Source organism: Alteraurantiacibacter buctensis (assembly GCF_009827655.1).
GTDB classification, from domain to species: Bacteria; Pseudomonadota; Alphaproteobacteria; order Sphingomonadales; family Sphingomonadaceae; genus Alteraurantiacibacter; species Alteraurantiacibacter buctensis.
On record NZ_WTYV01000001.1, the window covers coordinates 194,476 to 218,628 of the forward strand.

Annotated in this window: 28 protein-coding genes; 16 read left to right on the top strand and 12 right to left on the bottom strand. The window is 66.9% G+C overall.

Features of this window, described 5'->3' with window-relative positions; all coding sequences use genetic code 11:
* Positions 1 to 10 precede the first annotated feature (10 nt).
* From GRI99_RS00905 to GRI99_RS00950, 10 genes are all read right to left on the bottom strand, one after another.
* Positions 11 to 541: a superoxide dismutase family protein gene (locus tag GRI99_RS00905; RefSeq protein WP_160770136.1), complete on the bottom strand. Its 531-nt coding sequence runs from the start codon at positions 539 to 541 to the stop codon at positions 11 to 13.
* Positions 542 to 583: 42 nt separating this feature from the next.
* Positions 584 to 1,885: an amidohydrolase gene (locus GRI99_RS00910; protein ID WP_337192822.1), complete on the bottom strand. Its 1,302-nt coding sequence runs from the start codon at positions 1,883 to 1,885 to the stop codon at positions 584 to 586.
* On the bottom strand, positions 1,882 to 2,343 hold the full coding sequence (locus GRI99_RS00915) for a DUF3237 domain-containing protein (protein ID WP_160770137.1): 462 nt from the start codon (positions 2,341 to 2,343) through the stop codon (positions 1,882 to 1,884). Before GRI99_RS00915 ends, GRI99_RS00910 begins: the two co-directional genes overlap by 4 nt.
* The gene (locus tag GRI99_RS00920; protein WP_160770138.1) at positions 2,340 to 3,602 is read right to left on the bottom strand and encodes a serine hydrolase; all 1,263 of its coding nucleotides are present in this window, start codon (positions 3,600 to 3,602) and stop codon (positions 2,340 to 2,342) included. The genes GRI99_RS00915 and GRI99_RS00920 overlap by 4 nt, the downstream gene beginning before the upstream one ends.
* The gene (locus tag GRI99_RS00925) at positions 3,599 to 4,519 is read right to left on the bottom strand and encodes a DUF8021 domain-containing protein (RefSeq protein ID WP_237438056.1); all 921 of its coding nucleotides are present in this window, start codon (positions 4,517 to 4,519) and stop codon (positions 3,599 to 3,601) included. Before GRI99_RS00925 ends, GRI99_RS00920 begins: the two co-directional genes overlap by 4 nt.
* 56 nt (positions 4,520 to 4,575) lie before the next feature.
* Entirely contained in the window at positions 4,576 to 5,037 is a 462-nt protein-coding gene (locus GRI99_RS00930) for a DUF3237 family protein (RefSeq protein WP_160770139.1), read from the bottom strand.
* On the bottom strand, positions 5,037 to 5,660 hold the full coding sequence (locus GRI99_RS00935; RefSeq protein ID WP_160770140.1) for a DUF3237 domain-containing protein: 624 nt from the start codon (positions 5,658 to 5,660) through the stop codon (positions 5,037 to 5,039). Before GRI99_RS00935 ends, GRI99_RS00930 begins: the two co-directional genes overlap by 1 nt.
* Positions 5,657 to 7,135 (bottom strand): carotenoid oxygenase family protein, encoded by a 1,479-nt coding sequence (locus GRI99_RS00940; protein WP_337192823.1) that lies wholly within the window; start codon positions 7,133 to 7,135, stop codon positions 5,657 to 5,659. Before GRI99_RS00940 ends, GRI99_RS00935 begins: the two co-directional genes overlap by 4 nt.
* Before the next feature lie 57 nt (positions 7,136 to 7,192).
* A complete protein-coding gene (locus GRI99_RS00945) occupies positions 7,193 to 7,480 on the bottom strand; it encodes a hypothetical protein (RefSeq protein ID WP_160770142.1) in 288 nt (95 codons plus the stop codon).
* Between the two features lie 77 nt (positions 7,481 to 7,557).
* Positions 7,558 to 9,042, bottom strand: a complete 1,485-nt coding sequence (locus GRI99_RS00950; protein WP_160770143.1) for a lignostilbene-alpha,beta-dioxygenase — start codon at positions 9,040 to 9,042, stop codon at positions 7,558 to 7,560.
* Between the two features lie 97 nt (positions 9,043 to 9,139).
* Here GRI99_RS00950 and GRI99_RS00955 point away from each other — a divergent pair, with 97 nt between their 5' ends.
* The 16 genes from GRI99_RS00955 (at position 9,140) to GRI99_RS01030 (ending at position 22,328) form a co-directional block, all read left to right on the top strand.
* On the top strand, positions 9,140 to 9,610 hold the full coding sequence (locus GRI99_RS00955) for a Saro_0803 family transcriptional regulator (RefSeq protein WP_160770144.1): 471 nt from the start codon (positions 9,140 to 9,142) through the stop codon (positions 9,608 to 9,610).
* 70 nt (positions 9,611 to 9,680) lie between these two features.
* A complete protein-coding gene (locus tag GRI99_RS00960) occupies positions 9,681 to 11,003 on the top strand; it encodes an MFS transporter (protein ID WP_337192824.1) in 1,323 nt (440 codons plus the stop codon).
* 34 nt (positions 11,004 to 11,037) lie between these two features.
* Positions 11,038 to 12,150: an S-(hydroxymethyl)glutathione dehydrogenase/class III alcohol dehydrogenase gene (locus tag GRI99_RS00965; protein ID WP_160770145.1), complete on the top strand. Its 1,113-nt coding sequence runs from the start codon at positions 11,038 to 11,040 to the stop codon at positions 12,148 to 12,150.
* Between the two features lie 72 nt (positions 12,151 to 12,222).
* The gene (locus tag GRI99_RS00970) at positions 12,223 to 12,603 is read left to right on the top strand and encodes a VOC family protein (RefSeq protein WP_160770146.1); all 381 of its coding nucleotides are present in this window, start codon (positions 12,223 to 12,225) and stop codon (positions 12,601 to 12,603) included.
* Positions 12,604 to 12,614: 11 nt separating this feature from the next.
* Positions 12,615 to 12,998, top strand: coding sequence for a VOC family protein (locus GRI99_RS00975; protein ID WP_160770804.1), 384 nt, complete (start codon positions 12,615 to 12,617; stop codon positions 12,996 to 12,998).
* A 1-nt stretch (position 12,999) separates the two neighbouring features.
* Positions 13,000 to 13,380 carry a VOC family protein gene (locus GRI99_RS00980; protein WP_160770147.1) on the top strand — a complete coding sequence of 127 codons (381 nt, stop codon included), beginning with the start codon at positions 13,000 to 13,002 and terminating at the stop codon, positions 13,378 to 13,380.
* A gap of 14 nt (positions 13,381 to 13,394) precedes the next feature.
* Complete coding sequence (locus GRI99_RS00985; protein ID WP_160770148.1) at positions 13,395 to 13,784, top strand: VOC family protein; 390 nt, start codon at positions 13,395 to 13,397, stop codon at positions 13,782 to 13,784.
* Positions 13,781 to 14,623 (top strand): S-formylglutathione hydrolase, encoded by an 843-nt coding sequence (fghA, locus tag GRI99_RS00990; protein WP_160770149.1) that lies wholly within the window; start codon positions 13,781 to 13,783, stop codon positions 14,621 to 14,623. The genes GRI99_RS00985 and fghA overlap by 4 nt, the downstream gene beginning before the upstream one ends.
* 41 nt (positions 14,624 to 14,664) lie before the next feature.
* Positions 14,665 to 15,582 (top strand): LysR family transcriptional regulator, encoded by a 918-nt coding sequence (locus tag GRI99_RS00995; RefSeq protein WP_160770150.1) that lies wholly within the window; start codon positions 14,665 to 14,667, stop codon positions 15,580 to 15,582.
* Positions 15,583 to 15,625: 43 nt separating this feature from the next.
* Entirely contained in the window at positions 15,626 to 16,048 is a 423-nt protein-coding gene (locus GRI99_RS01000; RefSeq protein WP_160770151.1) for an NAD(P)H-dependent oxidoreductase subunit E, read from the top strand.
* On the top strand, positions 16,045 to 17,592 hold the full coding sequence (locus GRI99_RS01005) for an NADH-ubiquinone oxidoreductase-F iron-sulfur binding region domain-containing protein (protein WP_160770152.1): 1,548 nt from the start codon (positions 16,045 to 16,047) through the stop codon (positions 17,590 to 17,592). The genes GRI99_RS01000 and GRI99_RS01005 overlap by 4 nt, the downstream gene beginning before the upstream one ends.
* 1 nt (position 17,593) lies before the next feature.
* Positions 17,594 to 18,118, top strand: a complete 525-nt coding sequence (mobA, locus tag GRI99_RS01010; protein WP_160770153.1) for a molybdenum cofactor guanylyltransferase — start codon at positions 17,594 to 17,596, stop codon at positions 18,116 to 18,118.
* On the top strand, positions 18,118 to 20,964 hold the full coding sequence (gene fdhF / locus GRI99_RS01015) for a formate dehydrogenase subunit alpha (protein WP_160770154.1): 2,847 nt from the start codon (positions 18,118 to 18,120) through the stop codon (positions 20,962 to 20,964). Before mobA ends, fdhF begins: the two co-directional genes overlap by 1 nt.
* A 19-nt stretch (positions 20,965 to 20,983) precedes the next feature.
* Positions 20,984 to 21,199, top strand: coding sequence for a formate dehydrogenase subunit delta (locus GRI99_RS01020; RefSeq protein WP_237438057.1), 216 nt, complete (start codon positions 20,984 to 20,986; stop codon positions 21,197 to 21,199).
* Between the two features lie 129 nt (positions 21,200 to 21,328).
* Entirely contained in the window at positions 21,329 to 22,093 is a 765-nt protein-coding gene (gene fdhD, locus GRI99_RS01025) for a formate dehydrogenase accessory sulfurtransferase FdhD (RefSeq protein ID WP_160770155.1), read from the top strand.
* 88 nt (positions 22,094 to 22,181) lie between these two features.
* The gene (locus GRI99_RS01030; protein ID WP_160770156.1) at positions 22,182 to 22,328 is read left to right on the top strand and encodes a hypothetical protein; all 147 of its coding nucleotides are present in this window, start codon (positions 22,182 to 22,184) and stop codon (positions 22,326 to 22,328) included.
* A gap of 3 nt (positions 22,329 to 22,331) precedes the next feature.
* Here GRI99_RS01030 and GRI99_RS01035 read toward each other — a convergent pair whose 3' ends face one another.
* Entirely contained in the window at positions 22,332 to 22,781 is a 450-nt protein-coding gene (locus GRI99_RS01035) for a nuclear transport factor 2 family protein (RefSeq protein ID WP_160770157.1), read from the bottom strand.
* Complete coding sequence (locus tag GRI99_RS01040) at positions 22,778 to 23,977, bottom strand: MFS transporter (RefSeq protein ID WP_337192825.1); 1,200 nt, start codon at positions 23,975 to 23,977, stop codon at positions 22,778 to 22,780. The genes GRI99_RS01035 and GRI99_RS01040 overlap by 4 nt, the downstream gene beginning before the upstream one ends.
* Positions 23,978 to 24,153: the final 176 nt, after the last annotated feature.

The following is a 24,153-nucleotide window of genomic DNA, read 5'->3' on the forward strand; positions in this document are numbered from 1 at the left end:
CGAACGCGCGTCAGCGCGCCACAAACACGCCGCAGGCTTCCCGGTCGCCGCTGTTGCCGGCGGGATCGGTGCGCTGGTCATCCTCGCCCGCGTGGACCACGAAGGCCGAGCCATCGGCATCGAACATGCCCGCCAGCGTGGCCGCAGGGTCCAGCGCATAGGTCAGCATGCCGGTGCCGTTCGCGCCCACGTCGATATTGGGCATGTCGCCCGCGTGCTGGCCGGCTGCGCCTTCAAGCCCGTGGGTGGCCCCGCCGGGGTTCCAGTGGCCACCAGCGGCGGCGAAAGTGGGCTGGCAAGCGCCGGTGGTGTGCACGTGGACGCCGTGCTTGCCGGGGGACAGGCCGCGCACGGTGACCACCAGTTCGATCCGCCCGTCGGGCCGCTGCATCGCCACGGCTGCGCCAACAGGGGTGCCATCGGCCTTGGCCAGCGTGGCGGTGGCGACGCTGCGTTCCCCATCGGCACCGGTGGTGGCGCAGGCGGCCAGCGCAAGACTGGAGGCAGCGGCGGTGAGGGCAAGGCGCAGGGTTGCGGGCATGGTCAATCCTTTCGTGATACTCAGCCAATTGCCGGGCGGGCGTCAGGTTCCCGCGGCAGACAATACCGCCAGTACCAGCGCCCGCGCACCCGGCACAATGGCCAGGTCTGCTGCTGGCGCAAACTGCGGCGCGTGGTTGGCGGGCACGGCCTCGCCGCGCGCCGCCAGATCGGCCAGCACGGCGGGATCGTAGGTGCCCACGTTCAGGAACAGCCCCGGCACTGTCTGCTCAGGCGCAACCAGGAAGGCGAAGTCCTCGCTCGGCGGAACGCCGGGCAGATAGGCGGGGACGTAGGTCACCTGATCCCCCAGCGCGGGGCCCAGCACCGCCATCGCCCGGGCCACGGCGGCGCTGTCGTTCACCAATGGGGCACCGGCGCTGAAGTGGTTCATCGTCGGCTCGGGCGCACCGGCGGCCGCCGCGCTGGCGCGGGCGACGCGCTGCATCCCGTCGTTCAGCAGGCGGCGCACATCGGGATCGAAGGCGCGCAGGGTCAGGCGCAGGGTAGCGCTGTCCGGGATGATGTTGGCCGCGGTGCCCGCCTGGAAACTGCCCACGGTGATTACGCCGAAGGCATTCTCCGGCCGCTCGCGCGCCACAATGCTCTGCACATCGGTCACGAATCGGGCGGCGATCACCACCGGGTCGATCGTCTGGCTGGGCATGGAGCCGTGCCCGCCGCGCCCGTGGAACACGATCTCCCACGCGTCGGAGGCGCTCGCCACCGTGCCGTCCTTCACCGTCACCGCCCCGGCGGGGGCGTTGCTGGAGTGGGAGGCGATGGCCAGGTCAGGCCTCGGGAAGCGGGTGTAGAGCCCGTCCTGAAGCATGGCGATCGCACCGCGCAGGCCTTCTTCCGCCGGCTGGCCGATGAACACCAGCGTGCCGTGCCAGGCGGCGCGGTTGCCCGCCAAGGCCGTGGCCGCGCCCAGCCACCAGGTCATGTGCAAATCGTGCCCGCAGGCATGCATCACGCCGGGTGTGGCACTGGCATAGGGGAGGCCGGTCTTCTCCTCCAGCGGCAGGGCATCCATGTCGGTGCGGACCAGGATCGTGGGGCCGGGGCCGTTCTCCAGCACGGCGACAACGCCGGTGCCGCCCACCCCTTCGGTAACGGTAAAGCCCAGGTCACGCATCCGCGCCGCCAGCACACCCGCGCTGCGTGTTTCCTGGAAGGCCACCTCGGGATGCTGGTGCAGGTCGCGGTAGATCGCCCCAAGGTCTTGCGCCGAGGCATTCAGCGCAGCATCGACCCAGCCCCGCATGGCGGACGGGTCTTGCGCCACGGCAGGAAGCGGCGCAGCCAGCAGCGCCAGCGCGGCGATGCGGGCAAACGCCTTCACGTAACGCGCCACACCCACAGCTTGATGCCGCTGGCATAGCGCGCGCCGGAGCAGACGAAGATCGACTTGTTCAGCCAGTCGTACTTGCCGATGGGGGCGATGAATTCGGGCACGGTGCGGAAATAGTATTCCGCCGGGTCCACTTCCTCGCCCCGGCGCAGGCGGTCCATCACTTCCGGCGGGCCGTGGCGCAGGCCCTTGTTGCGGATCTGGATCAGCACCCCGTCGTCGGTCTCGATGGCATAGATCGCATCGGCCACGGTCACCCCGTCGGGGCGGGTCAACTGCCAGTCAGCCGAATTGCCCATCAGCTTGCCGCTGATCAGCGGGCCTTTGACATAGCCGCCGCTCTGGATCGGGATGATCCGCCGCGTGCCGTCCACCACCGGCCCGATCTCGCGCGGGGGATCGAGGTCACCCCCCGCTTCGTAGACGAATTCCAGTTCTGGCTTGATCATCGGGCGGCTCCGGCTTTGGCAATGGCGGCAAAATAGGCCACTTCGCCCGGGGTCAGCCAGGCCGGCTCCACCGGCGGGTGATAGCTCAGCTTGACCACCACGGTGCGCGTGGCGGGATGGACATAGATATACTGGCCCGCCAGGCCAACCGCGCTGTAGGCCCCCGGCTCGCCATCCACCTGCCAGGTCTGCAGGCCATAGCCCGGGAAGCCATCTCCGCCGGTCTGGCCGGTGGGGACCATCGTGGTCATCTGCCGCACCCAGCCTTCGGGCAGCACGCGGGTATCCCCCACCATGCCATCGTCCAGCATGAGCTGCCCCAGCCGTGCCCAGTCGCGCAGGGTGGCGTTGAAGCCCATGCCGTTGAGCGCGCGGCCGGTTCCCACCGGACCATCGGCCATGAAGTGGCCGGCGTGTTCAGCGCCAAGCGGCTGCCAGATGCGGCTTTCCAGCAACGCTTCCAACTTCTTGCCCGTGGCTTCTTCCAGCACCCAGCCCAGCACGGCGGTATCCAGCGTGGCATAGTTGAACGTGCTGCCCGGCTCGGCCCGCTGGCCGATGCCTACCGCGAAGTCCGCAAAGCAGCGCTGGTTCTGCACGATGGCGCTCTCGTGGATCTGCGCCGCCAGGCTGGGGTTCTCGCCGAAGTCGTAGCGCTCCTCGATGTCGGCACCGCTGCGCATCTGCATCACCTGGCGGATGGTGGCCTGGCCATAGGCCCCGTCGGCCAGCGCCGGCACATATTTGGCAACGGAATCGTCCAGGCTGTCGATCTCGCCTTCGGCCAGGGCCTGGCCCAGCAGCATGGCGGTAACCGTCTTGGTCATCGAAAAGCCCAGGTGCGGCGTGTCGGCCGTCATCCGGTTGCGATAGTCCTCGAACACCACATGCCCGTCCTGCAGCACCAGCAGGGCATTGGTGAAGGTGCCGTCCGCCCAGGCGGCATAGTCCACTCTCTGCCCGTTGAGGGTTGCCTGCGGCATGGCCAGGTCCGGCCCGTCAGGCAGCGCACGCTCGACCTCCGGGGCATCGACCAGCCGATAGGGGAACAGCAGGTGCGTGTTGCGCAGGGTGAAGGCGTTGATCGCCGGGTTGAGCAGTTCACGCCGCATGGCGACCACGGCGGGCCCGGGGGCTGCGCCGCTGTCGATCTCGGCCTGGGTATATTCCGGCCCTGCCCCGCCCTGCGCCTCCGCCCCGTCCGCCGCCTGGCAGCCGGCCAGCAGCAGGGGGGCCAGGGTCAGGACGAGACGGTTCACGGGCGCGGGCTCCACGGCGACTGGGTGTAGTAGGGCGCCTGGTAGAAGGTGGCGACGACGGAGGAAATGCATCCGTCATTCACCTTGAAGGCTTCCAGCAGGCCCCAGCTCTGCGGCTCCTGGAAGATCGAGCGGGCCGGGCTGCCATCGGTAAGGGTGTAGGTATCCAGCACGCCCTTGTGATCGATGAAACCACGGGCCAGGGCCACCTGCCGCTCCTCGTCCACCAGGATGATGTCGCGCCGCACGCGGTTGTTGAACAGGTAGCGGCCGCTCTCGAACCCGCCCTTGATGTCGGAAAACAGCATCCCGTTCTCGCGCCGGATGGCTTCGGGCTTGAAGCAGGTGCCGCGGATTTCGCCGTTGTTGCGCTGCAGGGTGTCGAAATAGCCGTGGGCATGGGCGGCCAGCGCCCCGCGACCCACCCGATCGCGCTGCGGCACCACCTGGTCCATCAGCGGATCAAGCTGGTATTCGGTATGGGGCGCAATCGGCGTGGGCGGGCTGGACAGGTTGCGCGCGGTGGAGATGATATGCTCCACTTCGGTGATCCGGCGGCCTTCAACCTTCAGCCGCACGGCCAGGTGGCCTTCGATCAGCCGCTGGCGGATGGGGGTAAAGATCGCCACCTGCGCCGTTACCGGATCGGACAGGATCAGCGCCGGGCCCACGTCCTCGGTCACCGTGTCCCAGGTGCCATCGGGAAACGGCATCTCGATGTTGTTCTCGGTATAACGGACGTGATCGGCAAAGGGTGCCCGCGTGCGATCATGCGCCAGGTAGGCCGTGCGGTATTGCGCGGCGATCCCTTCCAGGCAGGCCTTGTCGCAATCCATCTCTTCCCCCGTCGCTGCCGCAGGAGCGCCCGCCAGCATGGCCAGCGCGGCCCCTGCCAGCGCCAGAACAGTTTTCCGCATGATCCTCTCCTCCCGTGCCGCCGGGCCATCCAGCCCGGTCGGTTGCTAGCCAAAAATCAGGTGACTTCGTAGTAGCGGATCGTGGTGCTCCGGCCATCGGCGGCCGTCTCGCCGGTGCCGATGAAGAACAGCCCCGCGGTCCATTCCAGGTTGCCGCGCACGTCGGTATCCACCCAGGCGGTGATCCGGTGATAACCGTCGGGCCGGGCATAGCCCATGTTGAAGAGGTAGAACCATTCACCCGCGGCCGTCTGCAACAGGGCGTGGGTGTTGATCTCGGCCACGCCATCGGGCCGCAGCAGCGAGAAATCGCCGCCGCCGTTGCCATAGACGGTGCCCTCGATCCGGCCGGCAATGGTCCCGCCGTTGATCTTGCGGAACAGCCGCGTGCCGCTGGGGCCAGCGATCCGCTCGGCCACGTCGTGCTGCAGCGTCAGGGTGAAGGCCGGCTCGAAGCCCACGTCGGCGATGAATTCGTCACCGTGGTCGATTGCCTGGGTCAGATTGCGGTCCACCATCACAGCACCTCGTAATAGGTAAAGACCGTGCGGTCCGGGTCCATGCGGCGCAGGCCGTGACCGATGAACACGGTCGAATTCATCCACGCGTGGGCGCTGTCGCTGGGCGCCTCGAAATAGGGCGAGGTGCGCATCCGCAGTGGCACCACGCTGTCCGCTGGGGCGGTGAAGTTCTGGTCGAAGGTGCCATCGGCATTGCGCGGACGCATGGTCCGCTCAACGCTCGCACGCGCGCCGATCCGCTTCATGTAGCCGCGATTGTTGATGTAGATCGGCGTGCCGTCATCGGCGCGGAACATGTAGTGGGCATCCAGCGGACCGCCGCCGCCGCCGAAGTCCGCCCCGCCATAAGGCACCACGATGCCCGACAGGCGCGGCCCCCAGATCTCGCCGCCGATGGCCGGCACGAAAGCGCGGGAGTAGGGCGAATCGACCATGATCCGCTCCTTGAAGAACACGCTGACCGAAAAGGCATAGCGGGTGCGCAGGCCGCCGAAGTCCTTCGGTTCGGGCAGGGTGGCAGGGTCGGGCACGTTCTGCGCTTCGGCCACGGCAGAGCGCGCGGCGAGCGCCGCCCCGCCGGTTGCGGCCATGACGCGCAAGGCGTCTCTCCGGTCGATCATGCGTTACCCTCCCGTTCGTTGAGATTGAGCTGTTCGGCATCCCACCAGTAGCCGTGGACCTGGGTGGCGGCGCGGAAGGGCAGGTAGACCCGGCCCATTTCCTCCAGCCGCTGCGCGTCCACGATCACCAGTTCGGTGCGCAGGTCCGCCAGGTTGCTGGCGGTGCCGATCAGGTAGCCGTCACCCTCCTCGGTGGAGCCGCGCCGGGGCACGAAGCTGACTTCCTGCAAGGAATGCACGTCACCGGCAAAGAAGGTGTCCATCCTGCCTTCCGCCAGGTCGAACCGGGCATAGGTGTTGACCGGCTTGCGCCCCACTTCTCCGGCCCGTGCCGTGTCGAACGGGCGGCTTTGGTCGGCCATGGTGGAATAGGCATAGCGGTGCGGCAGGGTGGTGAAGCGGTGGTCCACCTTGCCCAGGTCCACGATGGGGGCGGGGAACAGCGTCTCCTCGGTCCAGCCATCGTGGCTGGAGGACAGGTCGAAGGTGTACTTGCGCACGAAGCCTTGCGCCTTGCTGGGGTCCCACGGACTGCCGTCCACGTTGGGGAAGAAGGGGAAGAAGTTGCCGTTGTAGAACGGTGCCAGCAGCGTGACGGTGTTGCCATCGGTCTGCGCGTTGAACACGTGCATCATGCAGCGTTCGGGGCCGCGGAACCAGCGCAGGTCGCTGCCATCGCCATCGCGGCGCATGATGCCGATCATGCTGGGCAGGGTCTTGTCCCACATCCAGTGGATCTTGCCCGCGCGCAGCTGCTCCATGTCGGTGTAGTAGCAGGCGAAGGGGAAGATCACGTGCTCCTGCGTCACCGCGAAGTCGTGGATCAGACTGATGTAGGGCTGCTGCTTGATGCGGATTTCGTGGGCCACGGTGCCGTGCTTGTCCACGCGGTAGAAATAGATATCGTCGCTGGCCAGGCCCGTGGCTTCATAGCCGAAGGCGTACATATCGCCGGTCAGCGGGTCGAACTTGGGGTGGGCGGTGAAGGTCTGTCCTTTCCAGCCGCCATTGAAATCATGGAAGCCGATGGTCTCCAGCGTGACGGGATCGATCTCCAGCGGCAGCGCGTCCTCCTTCACGGAAAACAGCTTGCCCGCGTGCACCGTGGGCGCAGTGTTGGACACGGTGGCGTTCATCCCCTGCACCGATTCATCATGCGTGAACGGGTTGCGGTAGAGGCCGAACTGGTTACGCCCTGCCTCCAGGTTGGAATCGAAGCGCGGCGTATGGATGAAGCGGCCCTTGTACGACACGCGGCCGTTCCTGAAGCGGAAGGCCGAGATATAGCCATCCGAATGCAGCGGGGCATCGTTGGGGAACTTGGGCGGATAGAAGAATTCGCCCCCCACGCGCACGAACATGCCGTCCATGTCCGAAGGGATGGTGCCGGTGATCTCGCAATCGGCCACCTCGCCCTCGAACCGCTGCGGGGCGAAGAACCCGTCGGTCAGCGTGCCGGGAAAAATCTCTACCACTGTTGTCTCTCCCATAAGGCCGGCGGATTTGTGCGCCTGGCCCGTCATTTTGCCTGGCTAGAACACGATTCCAGCCCTGATCCGCGCCTCTTCCGAAAGGGTAGCCACCTGCCCTGCCCCCCGGTGCCCGCGCGGCGCGCGCCAGGCCGGCAGGCGGCCCGATGTGTCGCGCAGCAGCCCGTCACGGAAATAGGCCTGGACCGGTGCCGCAGGCGTGGCGGCCAGCGCCAGCCCCGGCACCGCTCCCGTACCCGCCACCGCACCCAGCCCCAGCAGGCCCAGGGCCTGGCGGCGCGAGCAGGCAGTCAGGCGAGGGTCAGCGGATGATCGGGTAATCGTTTTCATAATGAAGTTTCTGCCGCTCCCCCGGCCGAATTACAATAGCCATTACAATTTGCGACAAGCGTGTGGCGGGTGCCGGATCAGGCGTGCTCCGCCACCTTGTCCAGCCCGATGTCCTCGGCCCGGGCAAAGTTGCCGTGCAGGCCGAAGCGCAGGCGGACGGGCACGTTGATGGTGGCCACCGGCCCCTTCTCGATATCGAGCGCGTCGAACACCAGCAGGTCGGTGCGGCGGTCTTCCAGCCGGTTGCACAGCATCAGGATCCAGCCATCGCCTTCGGGCGCATTCCGGTCGCGCGGCACGAAGCAGGGTTCCTGCAAGCTGGATACCGGCCCGCACCACCAGTGCTGCTCGGCCCCGCTCTCCAGGTCCTTCAGGAACAGGCAGTTCATCAGGAAGCCGCCGGCGCTGCCGCCCTTCAGTTCGTTGGGGCGGCGCATGTCCATTTCCAGCCCCCAGGTATAGCGGGCCTTCACGCCGGTGAAGCGATCGTCGATGCGCGGGAATTCGCTGGCCGTCTGCGTCAAGGGCACGATCTCGTCGAACTCCTCGCCATTGCTGGCCATGTCCACGGTCCAGCGGGTCAGCTTGCTCATGGCCGCCGGGCCATCGAACGGGGCGCCGTGGATGTCCGGGAAGAAGGGGAACATGTTGTTGCGCGCTTCGGGGATCACGAAGTGCACCTTGGTGCCTTCCTGCCAGGCGTTGACCACGTGGCTGGCAAAGCAGTTGTCGCGCTTGAACCAGCGGATATCCTCCTGCTTCAGGTCCGCCCGGCGCGGGATGATGCCCAGGTACACCGGCTTGGTGGTATCGAAGGCAAAGTGCTCGCGCTTCTGCTCCAGGTATTCCCAGCTCGAAAGGCTGGGGACGATGTGCAGCACCAGGTAATCGGGCGTGATCGCGAAGTCGTGCATCATGCAGTAATAGGGGACCTTGAACCAGGTCTCCTGCACCAGCTTGCCTTCGGGGTTCACCTCCATCAGCGCCACGTCATCGGTGCACAGGCCGCTGGCGGCATAGCCGATGGCCACCATGTTGCCGGTGGCCGGGTCGATCTTGGGGTGGGCGGTGAAGGTTTCGCTGCGCATGGCCCCTTCCCAGGTCTCGAACGCCTCGGTCTCCATCGTCACCGGGTCCATGATCAGGGCCGGGCTGTCCTCCTTCATCGCCCACAGCTTGCCGGCATAGATCCAGGCATTGGTATTGGCCGTGCTGCGGATCATGCCCTTGGTGCTGGGATCGTCGGTCAGGGGATTGCGATAGCGGCCGAACAGCCCGCGCCCCGCTTCCCGCTCCGCCTTCCACTTGTCGGTCTTGGCCCAGCGCTGGCGGAAATCGCACTGCCCGTCATGGAAATGGAACCGGGTAATCATGCCATCGCCGTTGAAGGCAATGTCGTCCCCCAGCATCGGCGGGAACTGCGGATCGGGCTGCACGCGGAAGAAGGCCCCGTTCAGCTCGCGCGGAATCTCGCCCTGGTGCGCCAGGTCGGTAATGTCCGCCTCGATCCGGCTGGGGGTGTTGAAGCCGGTAAAAGCCGGCGAATCGGGAAAATGCACCATCGGGGTCTCGTCCTCTCCAAACGCGAGCCATTGCTTGCGTTGAATTGTATGCTTTACTAACAAATGTGCAACCGAGAGAGAGGACGGGATCGACACTTTGGCCACGCGTGCCCTGCCTGCGGATCGAGCGGCTGCGGAAGCGGCGGCCGATGGCGTGGGCGCGCTGGACGGGATCGTGGGCTTCCACATCCGGCTGGCCCACGGTGCGGTCTATCGCCATTTCACCGAAACCTTCGTGGACCTGGGGCTGACGCAGAAGCAGGTCAGCCTGCTGTGGGTGGTGGGGGACGAGCCCGGCGTGGCGCAGATCGAACTGGGCCAGCGCCTGCGGATGGACCGGGCCACCACGATGACCATCGTCAACCGGCTGGAACAGCGCGGCTATGTCCAGCGCCGCCGGTCGAACAGCGACGGGCGCAAGCAGGCGCTCTACCTCACCGCCGAAGGACAAGCCGCTCTGGCGGAAGCGAAATCGTGCATCGCCAGCCATGAAGCCTGGCTGCAGGCGCGGTTCACTTCGGACGAAGTCAAAAAACTGGTGGAATTGCTCACGCGAATCCACGAATGAAGCGCTCATCAAGGGAAGAGGAAACCAACCGATGGCCGGACCGGGCAGGGATGCAAGCAGCCCCATCACAGTGATCAACGATACGCCGATGGGCACGCGCCAGTGGGCGGTGGTCGTCCTGATGGTGCTGCTGAATGCGCTGGACGGGTTCGACGTGCTGGCCAGCGCCTTCGCGGCGCCCGGCATTTCCGCCGAATGGGGCATCGAGCGCGCGGCGCTGGGCGTGGTCCTTTCGGCCGAACTGGTCGGCATGGGCTTCGGCAGCGTGATCCTGGGCGGCGTGGCCGACAAGTTCGGGCGCAAGAACACCATGCTGGTGTGCCTGGTGCTGATGGCCGCGGGCATGTGGGCCGCGGGGCACGCCAACTCGGTCACCCCGATGGTCGCCTACCGCTTCCTCACCGGCATCGGCATCGGCGGCATGCTGGCCGCCACCAACGCGGTGACGGCGGAAAGCAGCAGCACGGCCAGCCGCCGCGCGGCAATCGCGGTCTATGTGGCCGGCTATCCGCTGGGCGCGATCATCGGCGGCATCGCCGCTTCGGAATGGCTGCTGGTGGAATACGGCTGGCGCGGGGTGTTCGATTTCGGCGCCATCGTGACCGCCGCGCTGATCCCGATCCTGTGGCTGGTGGTGCCGGAAACCGCCGCCTACCACGCCAGCAAGGGCAACCTGGATGGCGTCAACAAGACGCTGCGCGCCTTCGGCAAGCCGCCGGTGGATACCCTGCCGGTGCTGGACACCAGCGACAGCAAGCCCAAGGTGACCGACATCCTGTCGAACCCCAAGCTGCGCCCGGTCACCCTGCTGCTGGCCTTCGGCTATGCGTTCCACACCATTACCTTCTACTACATCCTGAAGTTCGCGGTGCAGATCGTGTCGGACTATCCTCCCGGCTATCCGCCGCAGGATGCCGCCACCGTGCTCACCTATGCCAACGTCGGCGGGTTCCTGGGCAGCGCGCTGTTCGGCTTCATCATGGCCCGCCTGGGCATCCGCTGGCCGACCGCTTTCATGCTGCTGATCGGTGCCATCGGCGTGGCCTGGTTCGGCATGGGCCGCGATACGCTGGGCGCATGGCAGGTGGCCACGATGGTCACGGGCTTCTTCACCAACGCGGCGATCAGCGGCTACTATGCCGCCTTCGCCCGCGGCTTCCCGGCCTATGCCCGCGGCACCGGCACCGGCTTCGTGCTGGGCATCGGCCGCCTGGGCGCAGCGGGCAGCCCGCTGCTGGCCGGCGCGCTGTTCACCGCGCTGGGTAACGACGAACTGCTGACCGTGTCGATCATCATGGCGATGGGCTCGGTCGTCTCGCTGGTGCTGTTCCTGATGCTGCCCGAGCGCGACGGCGACGAGGTCGTCGGCCTGGCCCCCGGCAAGAGCGCCTGATCCGTTTCACCACTCAACCGAAAGACCGATACCGATGAAGACCCGTGCAGCCGTAGCCTTCGAGGCCAGGAAGCCGCTGGAGATCGTGGAACTTGACCTGGAAGGCCCCAAGGCCGGCGAAGTGCTGGTGGAAATCATGGCCACCGGCGTGTGCCACACCGACGCCTACACGCTGGACGGGTTTGACAGCGAGGGGATCTTCCCCAGCGTGCTGGGTCACGAAGGGGCCGGGATCGTGCGCGAGGTCGGCGCGGGCGTGACCTCGGTGAAGCCGGGCGACCATGTGATCCCGCTCTACACGCCCGAATGCCGCCAGTGTAAGAGCTGCCTGTCCGGCAAGACCAACCTGTGCACCGCGATCCGCGCCACGCAGGGCAAGGGGCTGATGCCGGACGGCACCACGCGCTTCTCCTACAAGGGCCAGCCGATCTTCCACTACATGGGCTGCTCCACGTTCAGCAACTTCACCGTGCTGCCGGAAATCGCCGTGGCCAAGATCCGCGAGGACGCGCCGTTCCAGTCCGCCTGCTACATCGGCTGCGGCGTGACCACGGGCGTGGGCGCGGTGGTCAACACCGCCAAGGTGCAGGTGGGTGACAACGTGGTGGTCTTCGGCCTGGGCGGGATCGGCCTCAACGTGATCCAGGGCGCGCGGCTGGCCGGCGCCAACAAGATCATCGGCGTGGACATCAACCCCGACCGCGAGGAATGGGGCAAGCGCTTCGGCATGACCGAATTCCTCAACAGCCGGGGCATGAGCCGCGAGGACGTGGTGGCCAAGGTGGTCGAGATGACCGATGGCGGGGCAGACTATACCTTCGATGCCACCGGCAACACCGACGTGATGCGCACCGCGCTGGAAGCCTGCCACCGCGGCTGGGGCACCAGCATCATCATCGGCGTGGCCGAAGCGGGCAAGGAAATCGCCACCCGCCCGTTCCAGCTGGTAACGGGCCGCAACTGGCGCGGCACGGCCTTCGGCGGGGCCAAGGGCCGCACCGATGTGCCCAAGATCGTCGACATGTACATGACGGGCAAGATCGAGATCGACCCGATGATCACCCACGTGATGGGGCTGGAGGAGATCAACACCGCCTTCGACCTGATGCACCAGGGCAAGTCGATCCGGTCGGTCGTGGTCTTCTGATCCCCTGACAATCCGTTCCGGCACCGCCCCGCGTGGCCCGGTTCCTACACACCGAAAGAGGAGAGCTTTCCCATGTTCAACCACATGTTCGTCGGCACCAACGACATCGATGCCAGCCGCAAGTTCTATGACGCCACCATGGGCGCGCTGGGCTATGCCGGCCACCCGCTGCCGCACGGCACCGTCTATCCCAGCGAAAACGGCAGCTTCATCGTGGCCAAGCCCGCCAATGGCGAAGCGGCCACCTGCATGAACGGCATCACCATCGGCTTCAAGGCCGCCAGCTATGACCAGGTCGATGCCTGGCACGCCGCTGGCCTGGCCAACGGCGGCGAGGACCTGGGCGCACCCGGCTTCCGCGCGCAGAGCCCGGGCAACATGTACGGCGCCTACCTGCGAGATCCGGACGGCCACAAGATCTGCGTGTTCACCGCCAACGTGGGTGACCGGTAAGCATCGTGAGCCTGTTCACCCATGTGCGGGTCGGCAGCACCGACCCGGCGGCATCGATCGCGTTCTATGACGCGACCTTTGCCGCGCTTGGGGTGAGCGGGCAGCACAAGGAGGGCATTCACGCCATGTACGGCGCGCCGGGTGGCGGGCTGTTTATGGTGGGGCCGCCCGCCGATGGCGAGCCCGCCTGCCACGCCAACGGCGGCACGGTGGGCTTCACGGCAGCCAGCCCGGAACAGGTTGACGCCTGGCACGCGGCGGGGCTGGCCAAGGGCGGCACCTGCGAAGGTGCGCCCGGCCCGCGCCCCTATGGCGACATGCCGATGTACGGTGCCTACCTGCGCGATCCGGTGGGCAACAAGCTGTGCGCGTTCTGGATCGGATCGGGAGAGTAAGATGTACAGCCACAACATGGTCGGCACCAATGACCTGGCGGCCTCCAAGCGGTTCTACGATGCCGTGTTCGGCGCGATCGGCGGGCCGGAAGGCCTGCTGGACGAGGACAAGGGCCGGATAACCTATATCTTCCGCGACAACTTCTTCATCGTGACGAAGCCGATCAACGGTGAACCGGCCTGCGTGGCCAACGGCAACACCATCGGCTTTGCGGTCGACACGCCCGAACAGATCCACGCCTGGCACGATGCCGGGGTGGCTGCGGGCGGCACCACCTGTGAAGACCCGCCGGGGCCGCGCCCGTTTGGCGAGGCGACGCTGTATCTCGCCTACCTGCGCGATCCCACCGGCCACAAGCTGTGCGCGCTCAAGTGGATGTGAGGGGCTGATCCGCCATGTTCAGCCACATGACCCTTGGGGCCAACGACATTGCCCGCAGCCAGGCCTTCTATGACGCGCTATTCGCTGCCTGGGGCGGCACGCCGGGCGAGCTGGATGACAAGGGGCGGCTGTTCTACCGCCATCGCGGTTCCATGCTGCTGGTCACCCGCCCGCTGGACGGGCAGGCAGCCACCCACGGCAACGGCTCCACCGTGGGCTTCATGCTCGACAGCCCGGAGCAAATCGACGCCTGGCACGCCGCAGGCCTGGCCCATGGCGGGACCACCTGCGAAGACCCGCCCGGCTGGCGGCCGCGCGCCTATGGCCGGGTGTACCTGGCCTACCTGCGCGATCCCGATGGCAACAAGCTGTGCGCCATGAAGCGCGAAGAGAGTGCGCAATGACCATCGAAACCGTCAGCGAAACCCGCAGCCATGGTGGCACGCAGGGTGTCTATACGCACCAGTCCAGCGCCACCGGCACGCTGATGACCTTCAGCGTCTTCGTGCCTGACCATGTACCGGGCGAGAAGCTACCGGTTCTGCTGTATCTCTCGGGCCTGACCTGCACCCACGCCAACGTGACCGAGAAGGGCGAATTCCGCAGCCCCTGCGCCGCGCACAAGGTGATCTTCGTGGCCCCCGACACAAGCCCGCGCGGCGATGACGTGCCGGATGACGAAGGCTATGATTTCGGCAAGGGGGCCGGCTTCTACGTCAACGCCACGCAGGCACCGTGGTCTGCCAACTTCCACATGCGGTCCTATATCGAGGACGAAATGCCGCAGGTGCTGGCGGACAATTTCGCCATGGCCGACATGGACCTGCTGGGCATCACCGGCCACTCGATGGGCGGGCACGGCGCGCTGACCATCGCGCTCAGGAACCCGGCGCGCTACCGCTCGGTCAGCGCGTTCTCGCCAATCGTCAGCCCGCTCAATTGCCCTTGGGGTGAGAAGGCGTTGGCGGGCTACCTTGGACCCGACCGTGCCGCCTGGCGCGAATACGATGCCTGCGCCCTGATCGACGACGGCGCGCGCCTGCCCGATCTGCTGGTGGACCAGGGGCTGGCCGACAACTTCCTGGAAGGGCAGCTGAAAACCCACCTGCTGGCCGAAGCCGTGGACCGCGCCGGGATGGAAGCGACCATCCGCATGCAGCCGGGCTATGACCATTCGTACTACTTCATCTCCACCTTCATGGCCGATCACGTGGCCTGGCACGCCGAAAGGCTTTCCGCCTAAGGCCGGAGTTTGATAGAGGATTCCTTTCAAGGAGGGGTCCGATGCAGCTTCAGCACCTGCGCTATTTCGTGGCCTTGGCCAAGACACGCCATTTCGCCGCCGCCGCCAGCCAGTGCGGGGTGAGCCAGCCCACGCTGTCCGCCGGCCTTGCCGCGCTGGAGCACGAACTGGGCAAGCGTCTGGTGGAACGCGACCGGCGCTTTATCGGCCTGACGGGAGAGGGCGAGGCGATCCTGCCCTGGGCCGAACAGGCGCTGGGCGCGGTGCGCGGCCTCACCCAGGCGGCCGGTTCCTCCACCCAGGCGCTCACCGGCGAATTCCGCCTCTACACCATCCCCGCCGCGCAGCCTCTGGTGGGGCCGTTTGGCGAGGCGCTGCTGGCCGCCTATCCCGGCCTGACGCTGGCGGTCACCAGCGGCACCTCGCGCGAGATCGAGCAGGGGCTGGCGGTGAACGAGTTCGATGCCGGCCTCACCTACCTGGACCATGAACCCGCCGCCAACATGCTCACCGCGCCGCTCCATGCCGAACAGTTCGTGGCCATCGCCCGCAGCGGCACCCTGCTGGACAAGCACAAGGCGGTGACCTGGCAGGAACTGGCCGCCCTGCCGCTGTGCCTGCTGCACCAGGGGATGCAGAACCGCCGCATCCTTGACCGGCTGTTTGCCCAGCACGACCTGGCGGTGACCCCGCGGGTGATTGCCGACAACTATGTCTCGATGTTTGCTCTCGTCCGCTCGGGCAAGTTCGTCTCGATCGTGCCCGATGCCTATGCCGGGATGCTGGCGGGGCTGGGCTGGTGCCACTTCGTCCCGATCAAGCCCGCCGCTGCCACCCGCCGCCTGGGGCTGATGGTGCTGAACCGCGATCCGCTGGGGCAGATGGCGCGCGCCGGCCTGGCCGTGGCGCAGCAGCTTGAGGCGGCAAGTCTGATAGAAGAGTTCTATCACACCCCATAACAATCGATTTGACCGCTTGTGCGCGCGGGCGCATCCCGATGGCATGTCGAACTCTGTTCTCGCCGCGATCATCGCCGAACACGCCGGGCGCGAAGGCCCGCTGCTGCCGATCCTGCACGATGTGCAAGCCGAATTCGGCTGCGTCAGCCCGGAGGCGGAGGCGCAGATCGCCGCCGCGCTCAACCTCAGTCGCGCCGAAGTGCACGGCGTGGTCAGCTTCTATCATGATTACACCCCCACGGCGGAAGGCCGCCCCGTGGTGCAGGTGTGCCGCGCGGAAGCCTGCAAGGCGCGCGGGGTGGAAAGCCTGATGCCGTCGGCCATGGCCGCTGCGGGTGACCGGGTGAAGCTGCACACCGTCTATTGCCTGGGCCTGTGCGCCACCGGCCCCAACGCCCGGGTGGGTGACCGGCTGCATTCGCGGCTGGATGCCCCGGCCCTCGCCAAGATCATCGAGAACGCATGATGCTGATCAAGATTTCCGACGACGCCCTGGCCCGCGCGCTTGGTGCCGACGAACTGGCCGAGGCTTTCGCCGCGAAGGGCCACGAGGTTCACCGCACCTCCTCATGGGGCATGCAGTGGCTGGAACCGCTGGTGGAGATCGACGGGAAGGGCTTTGGTCCCGCCACGCTTGGTGACGTCGATGCCATTCTGAACGGCTCGTCCGACAAGGCCATCGGCGTGATCGAGCAGCACCCCTTCATCGCCGGGCAGACCCGCTTCACTTTCGCCCGCGCGGGCAAGACGCGGCCCACCAGCCTGGCAGACTATCACGCCACCGGCGGCTGGCAGGGCCTGATGCGCGCCCGCCAGATCGGGCCGGAACAGATCATCGCCGAGGTACTGGAAAGCGGCCTGCGCGGCCGTGGCGGCGCGGGTTTCCCCACCGGCATCAAGTGGAAGACCGTGGCCGGCGCCGTGGCCGACCAGAAGTACATCGTCTGCAACGCCGACGAAGGCGACAGCGCCACCTTTGCCGATCGCATGGTGATGGAGGGCGACCCCTTCCAGCTGATCGAGGGCATGGCCATCGCAGGCGAGGCGGTGGGGGCCACGCGCGGCTATATCTATGTGCGCAGCGAATATCCCGATGCGATCCGCAAGCTGAACGAAGCGCTGGTCCAGTGCGCCGACATCATCGCCCCCTTCGTGTGCGAAGTGCGCATGGGTGCGGGCGCCTATGTCTGCGGCGAGGAAACGTCCTTGCTCAACAGTCTGGAAGGCAAGCGCGGCGAAGTGCGCGCCAAGCCGCCGCTGCCCGCGCTGGAAGGCCTGTTCGGCAAGCCCACCGTGGTCAACAACGTGCTGAGCCTCGCCGCCGTGCCGCACATCCTGGCGGAAGGTGGCTCGGCCGCCTACGCCCAGCAGGGCATGGGCCGCAGCAAGGGCACCATGCCGATCCAGCTGGCCGGCAACATCAAGCACGGCGGGCTTTACGAGGTCGCTTTCGGCGTGACGCTGGGCGAGCTGGTCAACGTGATCGGCGGCGGCACCGCATCGGGCCGCCCGGTCAAGGCGGTGCAGGTGGGCGGCCCGCTGGGGGCCTATCTCCACCCCGACCAGTTCGACATCGTGTTCGACTATGAAGCCTATACCGCTGCCGATGCGCTGATCGGCCACGGCGGCATCACCGTGTTCGACGACACGGCCGACATGGGCAGCATGGCCCGCTTCGCGATGGAATTCTGCGCGGCGGAAAGCTGCGGCAAGTGCACCCCCTGCCGCATCGGCAGCACGCGGGGCGTGGAGCTGATCGACCGCATCCGCGCTGGTGGCCGCAAGCGTGACGTGATCGAACTGGCCCCGCAGATGCAGAACACGGTCAAGGACCAGGGCCGCTCCGTGGCCGAGGAAGTGGCCCTGCTGACCGACCTGTGCGAGACGATGAAGTTCGGTTCGCTCTGCGCCCTTGGCGGCTTCACCCCCTATCCGGTGATGAGCGCGCTGAAGCACTGGCCGGAAGACTTCGCGCCCGAAGCGCGCGCCGTGCTGGAGGCCGCCGAGTAAGATGATCCTGGGCGCGGTCCTGGCAGGCGGCATGTCCACCCGGTTCGGCAGCGACAAGGCGCTGGCCGTGCTGGATGGCCGCACTCTGCTGGAACGCGCCGTCGCCTCTCTGAAGGCGCTGTGCGACACGGTGGTGATCGTGGGCCGGTCGGACAGCGACCTGGCTCCCGCGATCGCCGACTGGCCGCGCCCCGGCATGGGCCCGCTGGCGGGCGTGGCCGCCGCGCTGCGCCACGGCCAGGGCAACGGCTATGCCAGCGTGCTCACCTGCGGGGTGGATTGCGGTGGCGTGTCTGCGGGCCTGCTGGCCGAGCTGTCGCCCGCCAGCGCCCACGTGGAAACCCAGCCCGTCATCGGGCATTGGAAGAGTGATGCCGCCGAGGCGGCAATGGCGATCCTGACAAGCGAAGGACGCCATTCGATGCAAGGTTTCGCGCGGGCCATCGGATCACGGCCCGTCGCCACCACCCTGGCCCCTGCCAACATCAATAGTCCGGCCGATCTTGCCGCACTGGAGCACATGTAATGGGATACGAACCGCAAAAGGATTTCGGCACGCCTGCCAGCCGGTCGAGCGACATGGTCACGCTCACCATCGACGGGCGCGACGTTACCGTGCCCGCCGGCACCAGCGTGATGCGCGCGGCGGCGGAGGCCGGTGGCGAGATCCCCAAGCTGTGCGCCACCGATAACGTCAAGGCGTTCGGCTCGTGCCGCCTGTGCCTGGTGGAAGTGGAAGGGATGCGCGGCACCCCCGCCAGTTGCACCACCCCGGTGATGCCGGGCATGAAGGTGAAGACCCAGACCCCCAAGCTGGACAAGCTGCGGCGCGGGGTGATGGAACTGTACATCTCCGACCACCCGCTCGATTGCCTCACCTGCAGCGCCAACAACGATTGCGAGCTGCAGGACCAGGCCGCCAACGTGGGCCTGCGCGACGTACGCTATGGCTATGAAGGGGCCAACCACCTGGGCAAGGCGAAGGACGAGAGCAATCCGTATTTCGCCTTCGACAGCTCGAAGTGTATCGTGTGCAGCCGCTGCGTGCGCGCGTGCGACGAGGTTCAGGGCACTTTCGCCCTCACCGTGGACGGTCGCGGCTTTGCCAGCGTGATTTCCGCCGGCCAGAAGGAAGACAACTTCCTCGGCTCCGAATGCGTATCGTGCGGCGCCTGCGTGCAGGCCTGCCCCACCGCCGCGCTGAACGAAAAGTCGGTGATCGAGATCGGCAAGCCCGAACGCTCCGTCCTCACCACCTGCGCCTATTGCGGCGTGGGCTGCACCTTCCGCGCCGAAATGCGCGGCGAGCAGCTTGTCCGCATGATCCCCAACAAGGACGGCAAGGCCAACCACGGCCACTCCTGCGTCAAGGGCCGCTTCGCCTGGGGCTATGCCAACCACGCCGACCGCATCCTGAAGCCGATGATCCGCGAAAAGATCGACCAGCCGTGGCGCGAAGTGAGCTGGGACGAGGCGATCGGCTTTGCCGCAGCCAAGATCCAGGCGATCAAGGCCGAAAGCGGCCCCCGCGCGCTGGGCGGCATCACCTCCAGCCGCTGCACCAATGAGGAAACCTTCCTGGTGCAGAAGCTGATTCGCGCCGGCTTCGGGGCCAACAACGTCGATACCTGCGCCCGCGTGTGCCACAGCCCCACCGGCTTCGGCCTCAGCAACGCCTTCGGCACCAGCGCCGGCACGCAGGACTTCGACAGCGTTGAGGACGTTGACGTGTTCATCGTGATCGGGGCCAACCCCACCGATGCCCACCCGGTGTTCGGCAGCCGCATGAAGCAGCGCCTGCGCCAGGGCGCGAAGATGATCGTGATCGACCCGCGCAAGATCGACCTGGTGAAGAGCGCGCACATCCAGGCCGACCACCACCTGCCGCTGCAGCCGGGCACCAACGTGGCCGTGCTCACCAGCCTGGCCCACGTGATCGTGACCGAAGGGCTGGCCGACGAAGCCTTCATCCGCGAACGCTGCGACTGGGACGAATACCAGGACTGGGCCCGCTTCGTGTCCGATGCCAAGCACAGCCCGGAATTCCTGGAGCCCGTCACCAAGGTGCCCGCACAGACCGTGCGCGAGGCCGCACGCCTCTATGCCACCGGCGGCAACGGCGCGATCTATTACGGCCTGGGCGTGACCGAGCACTCGCAAGGCTCCAGCACGGTGATGGCGATTGCCAACCTCGCTATGTGCACCGGCAACATCGGCCGGCGCGGCGTGGGCGTGAACCCGCTGCGCGGCCAGAACAACGTGCAGGGCGCCTGCGACATGGGCAGCTTCCCGCACGAACTGTCGGGCTATCGCCACATCTCCAACGCCGATGCCCGCGCGCTGTTCGAGGCCGACTGGGGCGTGACGCTGGACGCCGAACCCGGCCTGCGCATCCCCAACATGCTCGATGCCGCGCTCGATGGCTCGTTCCGCGCCATCTACATCCAGGGCGAGGACATCCTGCAAAGCGATCCGGACACGCACCACGTGGCCGCCGGCCTTGCGGCGATGGACTGCGTGATCGTGCATGACCTGTTCCTCAACGAAACGGCCAACTACGCGCACGTCTTCCTGCCCGGCTCCACCTTCCTGGAAAAGGACGGCACCTTCACCAACGCCGAACGGCGCATCCAGCCGGTGCAGCAGGTGATGGAACCGGCTAACGGCTATGCCGACTGGCAGATCACCCAGATGCTGGCCAATGCCATCGGCTGCGATTGGAACTATGGCCACCCGAGCGAAATTCTGGCCGAAATCGCCCGCCTCACCCCCACGTTCTCCGGCGTGACCTGGGAACGCGTGGTCAGCGGCGAACCGCTGCAGTGGCCGGTCAACGAAAAGGCGCCGCAGGGCAGCCCGATCATGCACGTGGACGGTTTCGTGCGCGGCAAGGGCAAGTTCATGGTCACCGAATACGTGCCGACCGATGAACGCACCGGCCCGCGCTTCCCGCTGCTGCTGACCACCGGGCGCATCCTCAGCCAGTACAACGTGGGCGCGCAAACCCGGCGCACCGGCAACCAGGTGTGGCATGACGAGGACATTCTGGAAATGCACCCGACCGATGCCGAGAACCGCGGCCTGAAGACGGGTGACTTCGCCCGCCTCGCCAGCCGCTCGGGCGAAACGACCCTGCGCGTGCTGGTGACCGAGAAGGTGGCCCCGGGCGTGGTCTACACCACGTTCCACCACCCCAGCACCCAGGCCAACGTGGTCACCACCGACAATTCGGACTGGGCCACCAACTGCCCCGAATACAAGGTGACCGCAGTGCAGGTGACCCCCAGCAACGGCCCCAGCGAATGGCAGACCGAATATGCGGACCTGACCGCCATGGCCCGCCGCATCGAGACCATGGAGCCTGCCGAGTAATGCCAAAGGGAACGCGATAATGGACGTCAACAAGCTCTCCCGCATGGCCAACCAGATCGCCGCCAACTTCGCCGCACAGGGCGAGGAGAAGGCGGTGGCGGAAACCGCGCTGCACATCTGGAAGTTCTGGGACCCGCGCATGAAGGCGGCGATCTATGCCGACGACCTGGGTGACCTGTCGCCCATCGCCAAGGCGGCGATCCTGAAGCTGAAGGCCGAAGCGGCGGCGGCGTAGTTTCCTGCGTTCGTCATTGCGAGAAGCGAAGCGACGAAGCAATCCAGGGCGGCTCGATGTGGCACTGGATTGGTCGGCTCACGCCAGCTTTGCTTCCGCTTCGCTCGCAATGACGACTAAAGGGAAGGCATGACATTGCTCACCCAGCACAACCGCGACGGCACCACCACCCACGCCACCCGCGACTGGGTGCCGGAAGTGCCGGTGGCGCTGGAATTCAACGGCCTCGCCTATGCGGTGATGATGGCCACCCCGGCGGACCTTGCGGATTTCGCGCTGGGCTTTGCCCTCAACGAAGGCCTGGCCGCCACCCCTGCCGAAGTGACCGACCTGGCCCTGGCCGAGGTCGAAAACGGCTGGATCGTGCGCGCCACCCTCACCGGCCTCGGCATCGACAAGTTGACCGACCGGGTGCGCACCCGGGTGGCGGAAAGTTCGTGCGGGCTGTGCGGGATCGAGAACCTGGAGGCCGTTGCCCGCCCGCTGCCGCCTGTGGCCGCCCACGCAGCCATAGCGCCGGAGGCGATCTTCTCGGCCCTGGGCCAGCTCCGCGATCACCAGCCCCTCACCCGCGCCACCGGGGCCGCCCATGCCGCAGCATGGGCCGATAGCGGCGGGCGCGTGGTGCTGGCGCGCGAGGACGTGGGCCGCCACAACGCGATGGACAAGCTGGTGGGAGCCATGGCCGCAAGGGGCCTGCCGCTAGCCGGCGGCTTCATCCTCTCCACCGCGCGCTGTTCCTACGAGATTGTCGAGAAGGCAGTCCGTGCCGGGGCGACCACGCTGGTCACCGTGTCGCTGCCCACCTCCATGGCGGTGGCCCGCGCGCAGTCGGCCGGCCTGTCGCTGTGGTGCCTGGCGCGCGATGACAGCGTGCTGCGGGTCTCTCCCTGACGCAGGAAAAATCACGGTTAAGCGGATATTTACCGCAGCATCCGATAATTTGCGCCGGATGGCCGCAGGCCGCTTGGGAATGCGTGCGATGACCGGACGAGGCGAAGGCCCCAAGGGTGGCGACCGGCGGCAGGGTGACCGCCGCCAGCATCAGGTGGACAAGCTGCCTTTCGCTGACCGGCGGAACGCCAGCCGCCGCTCCGGCCAGGACCGCCGCGCCAGCCAGCGCGACTGAGGCTCAGCGCTTCCGGAACCCGTCGAGCACCTTGCCCGCCCAGGGCATGATTTCCTTGCTGGCGAACTTCCACACCCCGTCTTCCTGCGCCACCACATCGCGCACATGGCCGCACCAGGTTACCACCGGCGGCTCGCCCAGGTGGAAGTGGGTGGACATGGCGTAGGACAGCACCTCCCACTTGCCGCCACCAAGATCGTTGAAGATCAGGTTGGAATAGCGGTGCTGGTGGCCGGGAAAGTCCGCCCGGTCGTGGAACTTCAGCACCAGCTTGCGGATCTCCTCGCGCCCCTTGCACACCTCGATGCCGCGCGCCTCGCTCTCCTCCACCACCTCGCCATCGGCCGTGTAGAGGTCGAGGTAACCCTCGGTATCGCCGGTATCGAGCGCGCGGTAATAGCGGGCGAACAGTTCCATGATCGCCAGTTCGTCGGCGGGTTGGGGACGTTTCATGCAATGGCTCCTGATTGGCGGGCAAGGATGCGGGGGGCGGTTTCACGCAAGGCCAGCGCCGCCGTGCCGCCCAGCACGGCCAGCACCACCAGCAGCCAGCAGACCGCCTGCAGGCCGTAAATGTCGGACAGGCCGCCCGCCAGGCTGGGGGCGATCACCCCGCCCAGGATCTCGCCCAGGCCCATGATAAGGCCCATCGCGGTGGCCGCGCGGGCCGGGCTGACGCTTTCCACCGGCACCGTGGCCATGAACATCGGGAAGGTGCCGTTGAACATCCAGCCGACGAAGAAGATCACCGCGAGGACTGCCGCCGAGCCTTCGAACCACAGCGCGGCCAGCGGCAGGATCACCCCGCCGAAGGTGAACCCCGCCATCACCGGGCGGCGGCCGAACCGGTCCGCCAGCCACGGGATGATGAAGCTGCATACGGCGCTGGACACGCCCAGTGCCGCCATCAGCCAGGCCGCCGTGCCATCGGCAAATCCGCGCAACTGCACCAGCACCAGCGGCATGAAGGCCCAGGTGACCACCAGGTAGGCCACCAGCACTACCGACATGAAGCCGCAGACGATCACGTTGCGCTCGGTCACCACCTCCATGATCGGTGCCCGGTCACCCTGCTGCCGGGGAGGGGGCGCGGGTACTTCGCGCTCGATCACGAACAGCCACACCAGCAAGGCCGAAATCAGCCCCGGCACGGCGGCCACGAAAAAGGCATCGCGCCAGCCCCAGGCGAGCGCAATCGGCACCAGCACCAGCGGCGCAAGCGACGAACCGAGCAGGCTGGAGCCCAGGTTCTGCGTCACCCCCATCGCCAGCGCGCGGTGCTTGGGATCAACCTCTGCCGCCACCATCGCGTGGCTCAGCGGCATCACCCCGCCCTCGCTCAAACCCATCACCAGCCGCGCCGCCAGCAGCATCAGGAACCCGGTTGCGAGGCCCGAGGTGACCGAGCACAGCGCAAACAGCACGGTGGAGATCACGATGATGATCTTGCGTTTCCGCAGCTTGTCGGACAGCCAGCCCACGAAGATCGCCGCAATCGCCCAGGTCAGCGACAGGGCCGATCCCAGCATCCCCACCTGGGTGTAGCTGAGCCCCAGGTCCGGCTGGATATAGGGCATCAGGAAGTTGAGCGCGTTGCGATCGAAGAACAGGATGCCGAAGTTGAGGCACAGCAGGGTGACCAGCAGCACCTGGTAGCGTTTCGAAGACTGTCCCGCGATATTTCCGGCCTCCCCGGAGGCTGGTATTGCCTGCATGGTCTCTCCCACCCCGCAGCCCGCCTTTTGTGGCGGGTCAGGCCCGGGTCATCCCATGATTTGTGCGGCTTGGGAAGCGGTTAGGATGCGGCGGTTGCGCCTCGCAAAAC

Bases quoted from the DNA above. Each gene is read 5' to 3' on its own strand.
- GRI99_RS00905 (WP_160770136.1), bottom strand. From the start codon at position 541: ATGCCCGCAACCCTGCGCCTTGCCCTCACCGCCGCTGCCTCCAGTCTT.
- GRI99_RS00915 (WP_160770137.1), bottom strand. From the start codon at position 2,343: ATGATCAAGCCAGAACTGGAATTCGTCTACGAAGCGGGGGGTGACCTC.
- GRI99_RS00925 (WP_237438056.1), bottom strand. From the start codon at position 4,519: ATGCGGAAAACTGTTCTGGCGCTGGCAGGGGCCGCGCTGGCCATGCTG.
- GRI99_RS00930 (WP_160770139.1), bottom strand. From the start codon at position 5,037: ATGGTGGACCGCAATCTGACCCAGGCAATCGACCACGGTGACGAATTC.
- GRI99_RS00935 (WP_160770140.1), bottom strand. From the start codon at position 5,660: ATGATCGACCGGAGAGACGCCTTGCGCGTCATGGCCGCAACCGGCGGG.
- GRI99_RS00945 (WP_160770142.1), bottom strand. From the start codon at position 7,480: ATGAAAACGATTACCCGATCATCCGCTGACCCTCGCCTGACTGCCTGC.
- GRI99_RS00950 (WP_160770143.1), bottom strand. From the start codon at position 9,042: ATGGTGCATTTTCCCGATTCGCCGGCTTTTACCGGCTTCAACACCCCC.
- GRI99_RS00965 (WP_160770145.1), top strand. From the start codon at position 11,038: ATGAAGACCCGTGCAGCCGTAGCCTTCGAGGCCAGGAAGCCGCTGGAG.
- GRI99_RS00970 (WP_160770146.1), top strand. From the start codon at position 12,223: ATGTTCAACCACATGTTCGTCGGCACCAACGACATCGATGCCAGCCGC.
- GRI99_RS00980 (WP_160770147.1), top strand. From the start codon at position 13,000: ATGTACAGCCACAACATGGTCGGCACCAATGACCTGGCGGCCTCCAAG.
- GRI99_RS00985 (WP_160770148.1), top strand. From the start codon at position 13,395: ATGTTCAGCCACATGACCCTTGGGGCCAACGACATTGCCCGCAGCCAG.
- fghA (WP_160770149.1), top strand. From the start codon at position 13,781: ATGACCATCGAAACCGTCAGCGAAACCCGCAGCCATGGTGGCACGCAG.
- GRI99_RS00995 (WP_160770150.1), top strand. From the start codon at position 14,665: ATGCAGCTTCAGCACCTGCGCTATTTCGTGGCCTTGGCCAAGACACGC.
- GRI99_RS01000 (WP_160770151.1), top strand. From the start codon at position 15,626: ATGTCGAACTCTGTTCTCGCCGCGATCATCGCCGAACACGCCGGGCGC.
- GRI99_RS01005 (WP_160770152.1), top strand. From the start codon at position 16,045: ATGATGCTGATCAAGATTTCCGACGACGCCCTGGCCCGCGCGCTTGGT.
- mobA (WP_160770153.1), top strand. From the start codon at position 17,594: ATGATCCTGGGCGCGGTCCTGGCAGGCGGCATGTCCACCCGGTTCGGC.
- fdhF (WP_160770154.1), top strand. From the start codon at position 18,118: ATGGGATACGAACCGCAAAAGGATTTCGGCACGCCTGCCAGCCGGTCG.
- GRI99_RS01020 (WP_237438057.1), top strand. From the start codon at position 20,984: ATGGACGTCAACAAGCTCTCCCGCATGGCCAACCAGATCGCCGCCAAC.
- fdhD (WP_160770155.1), top strand. From the start codon at position 21,329: ATGACATTGCTCACCCAGCACAACCGCGACGGCACCACCACCCACGCC.
- GRI99_RS01030 (WP_160770156.1), top strand. From the start codon at position 22,182: ATGACCGGACGAGGCGAAGGCCCCAAGGGTGGCGACCGGCGGCAGGGT.
- GRI99_RS01035 (WP_160770157.1), bottom strand. From the start codon at position 22,781: ATGAAACGTCCCCAACCCGCCGACGAACTGGCGATCATGGAACTGTTC.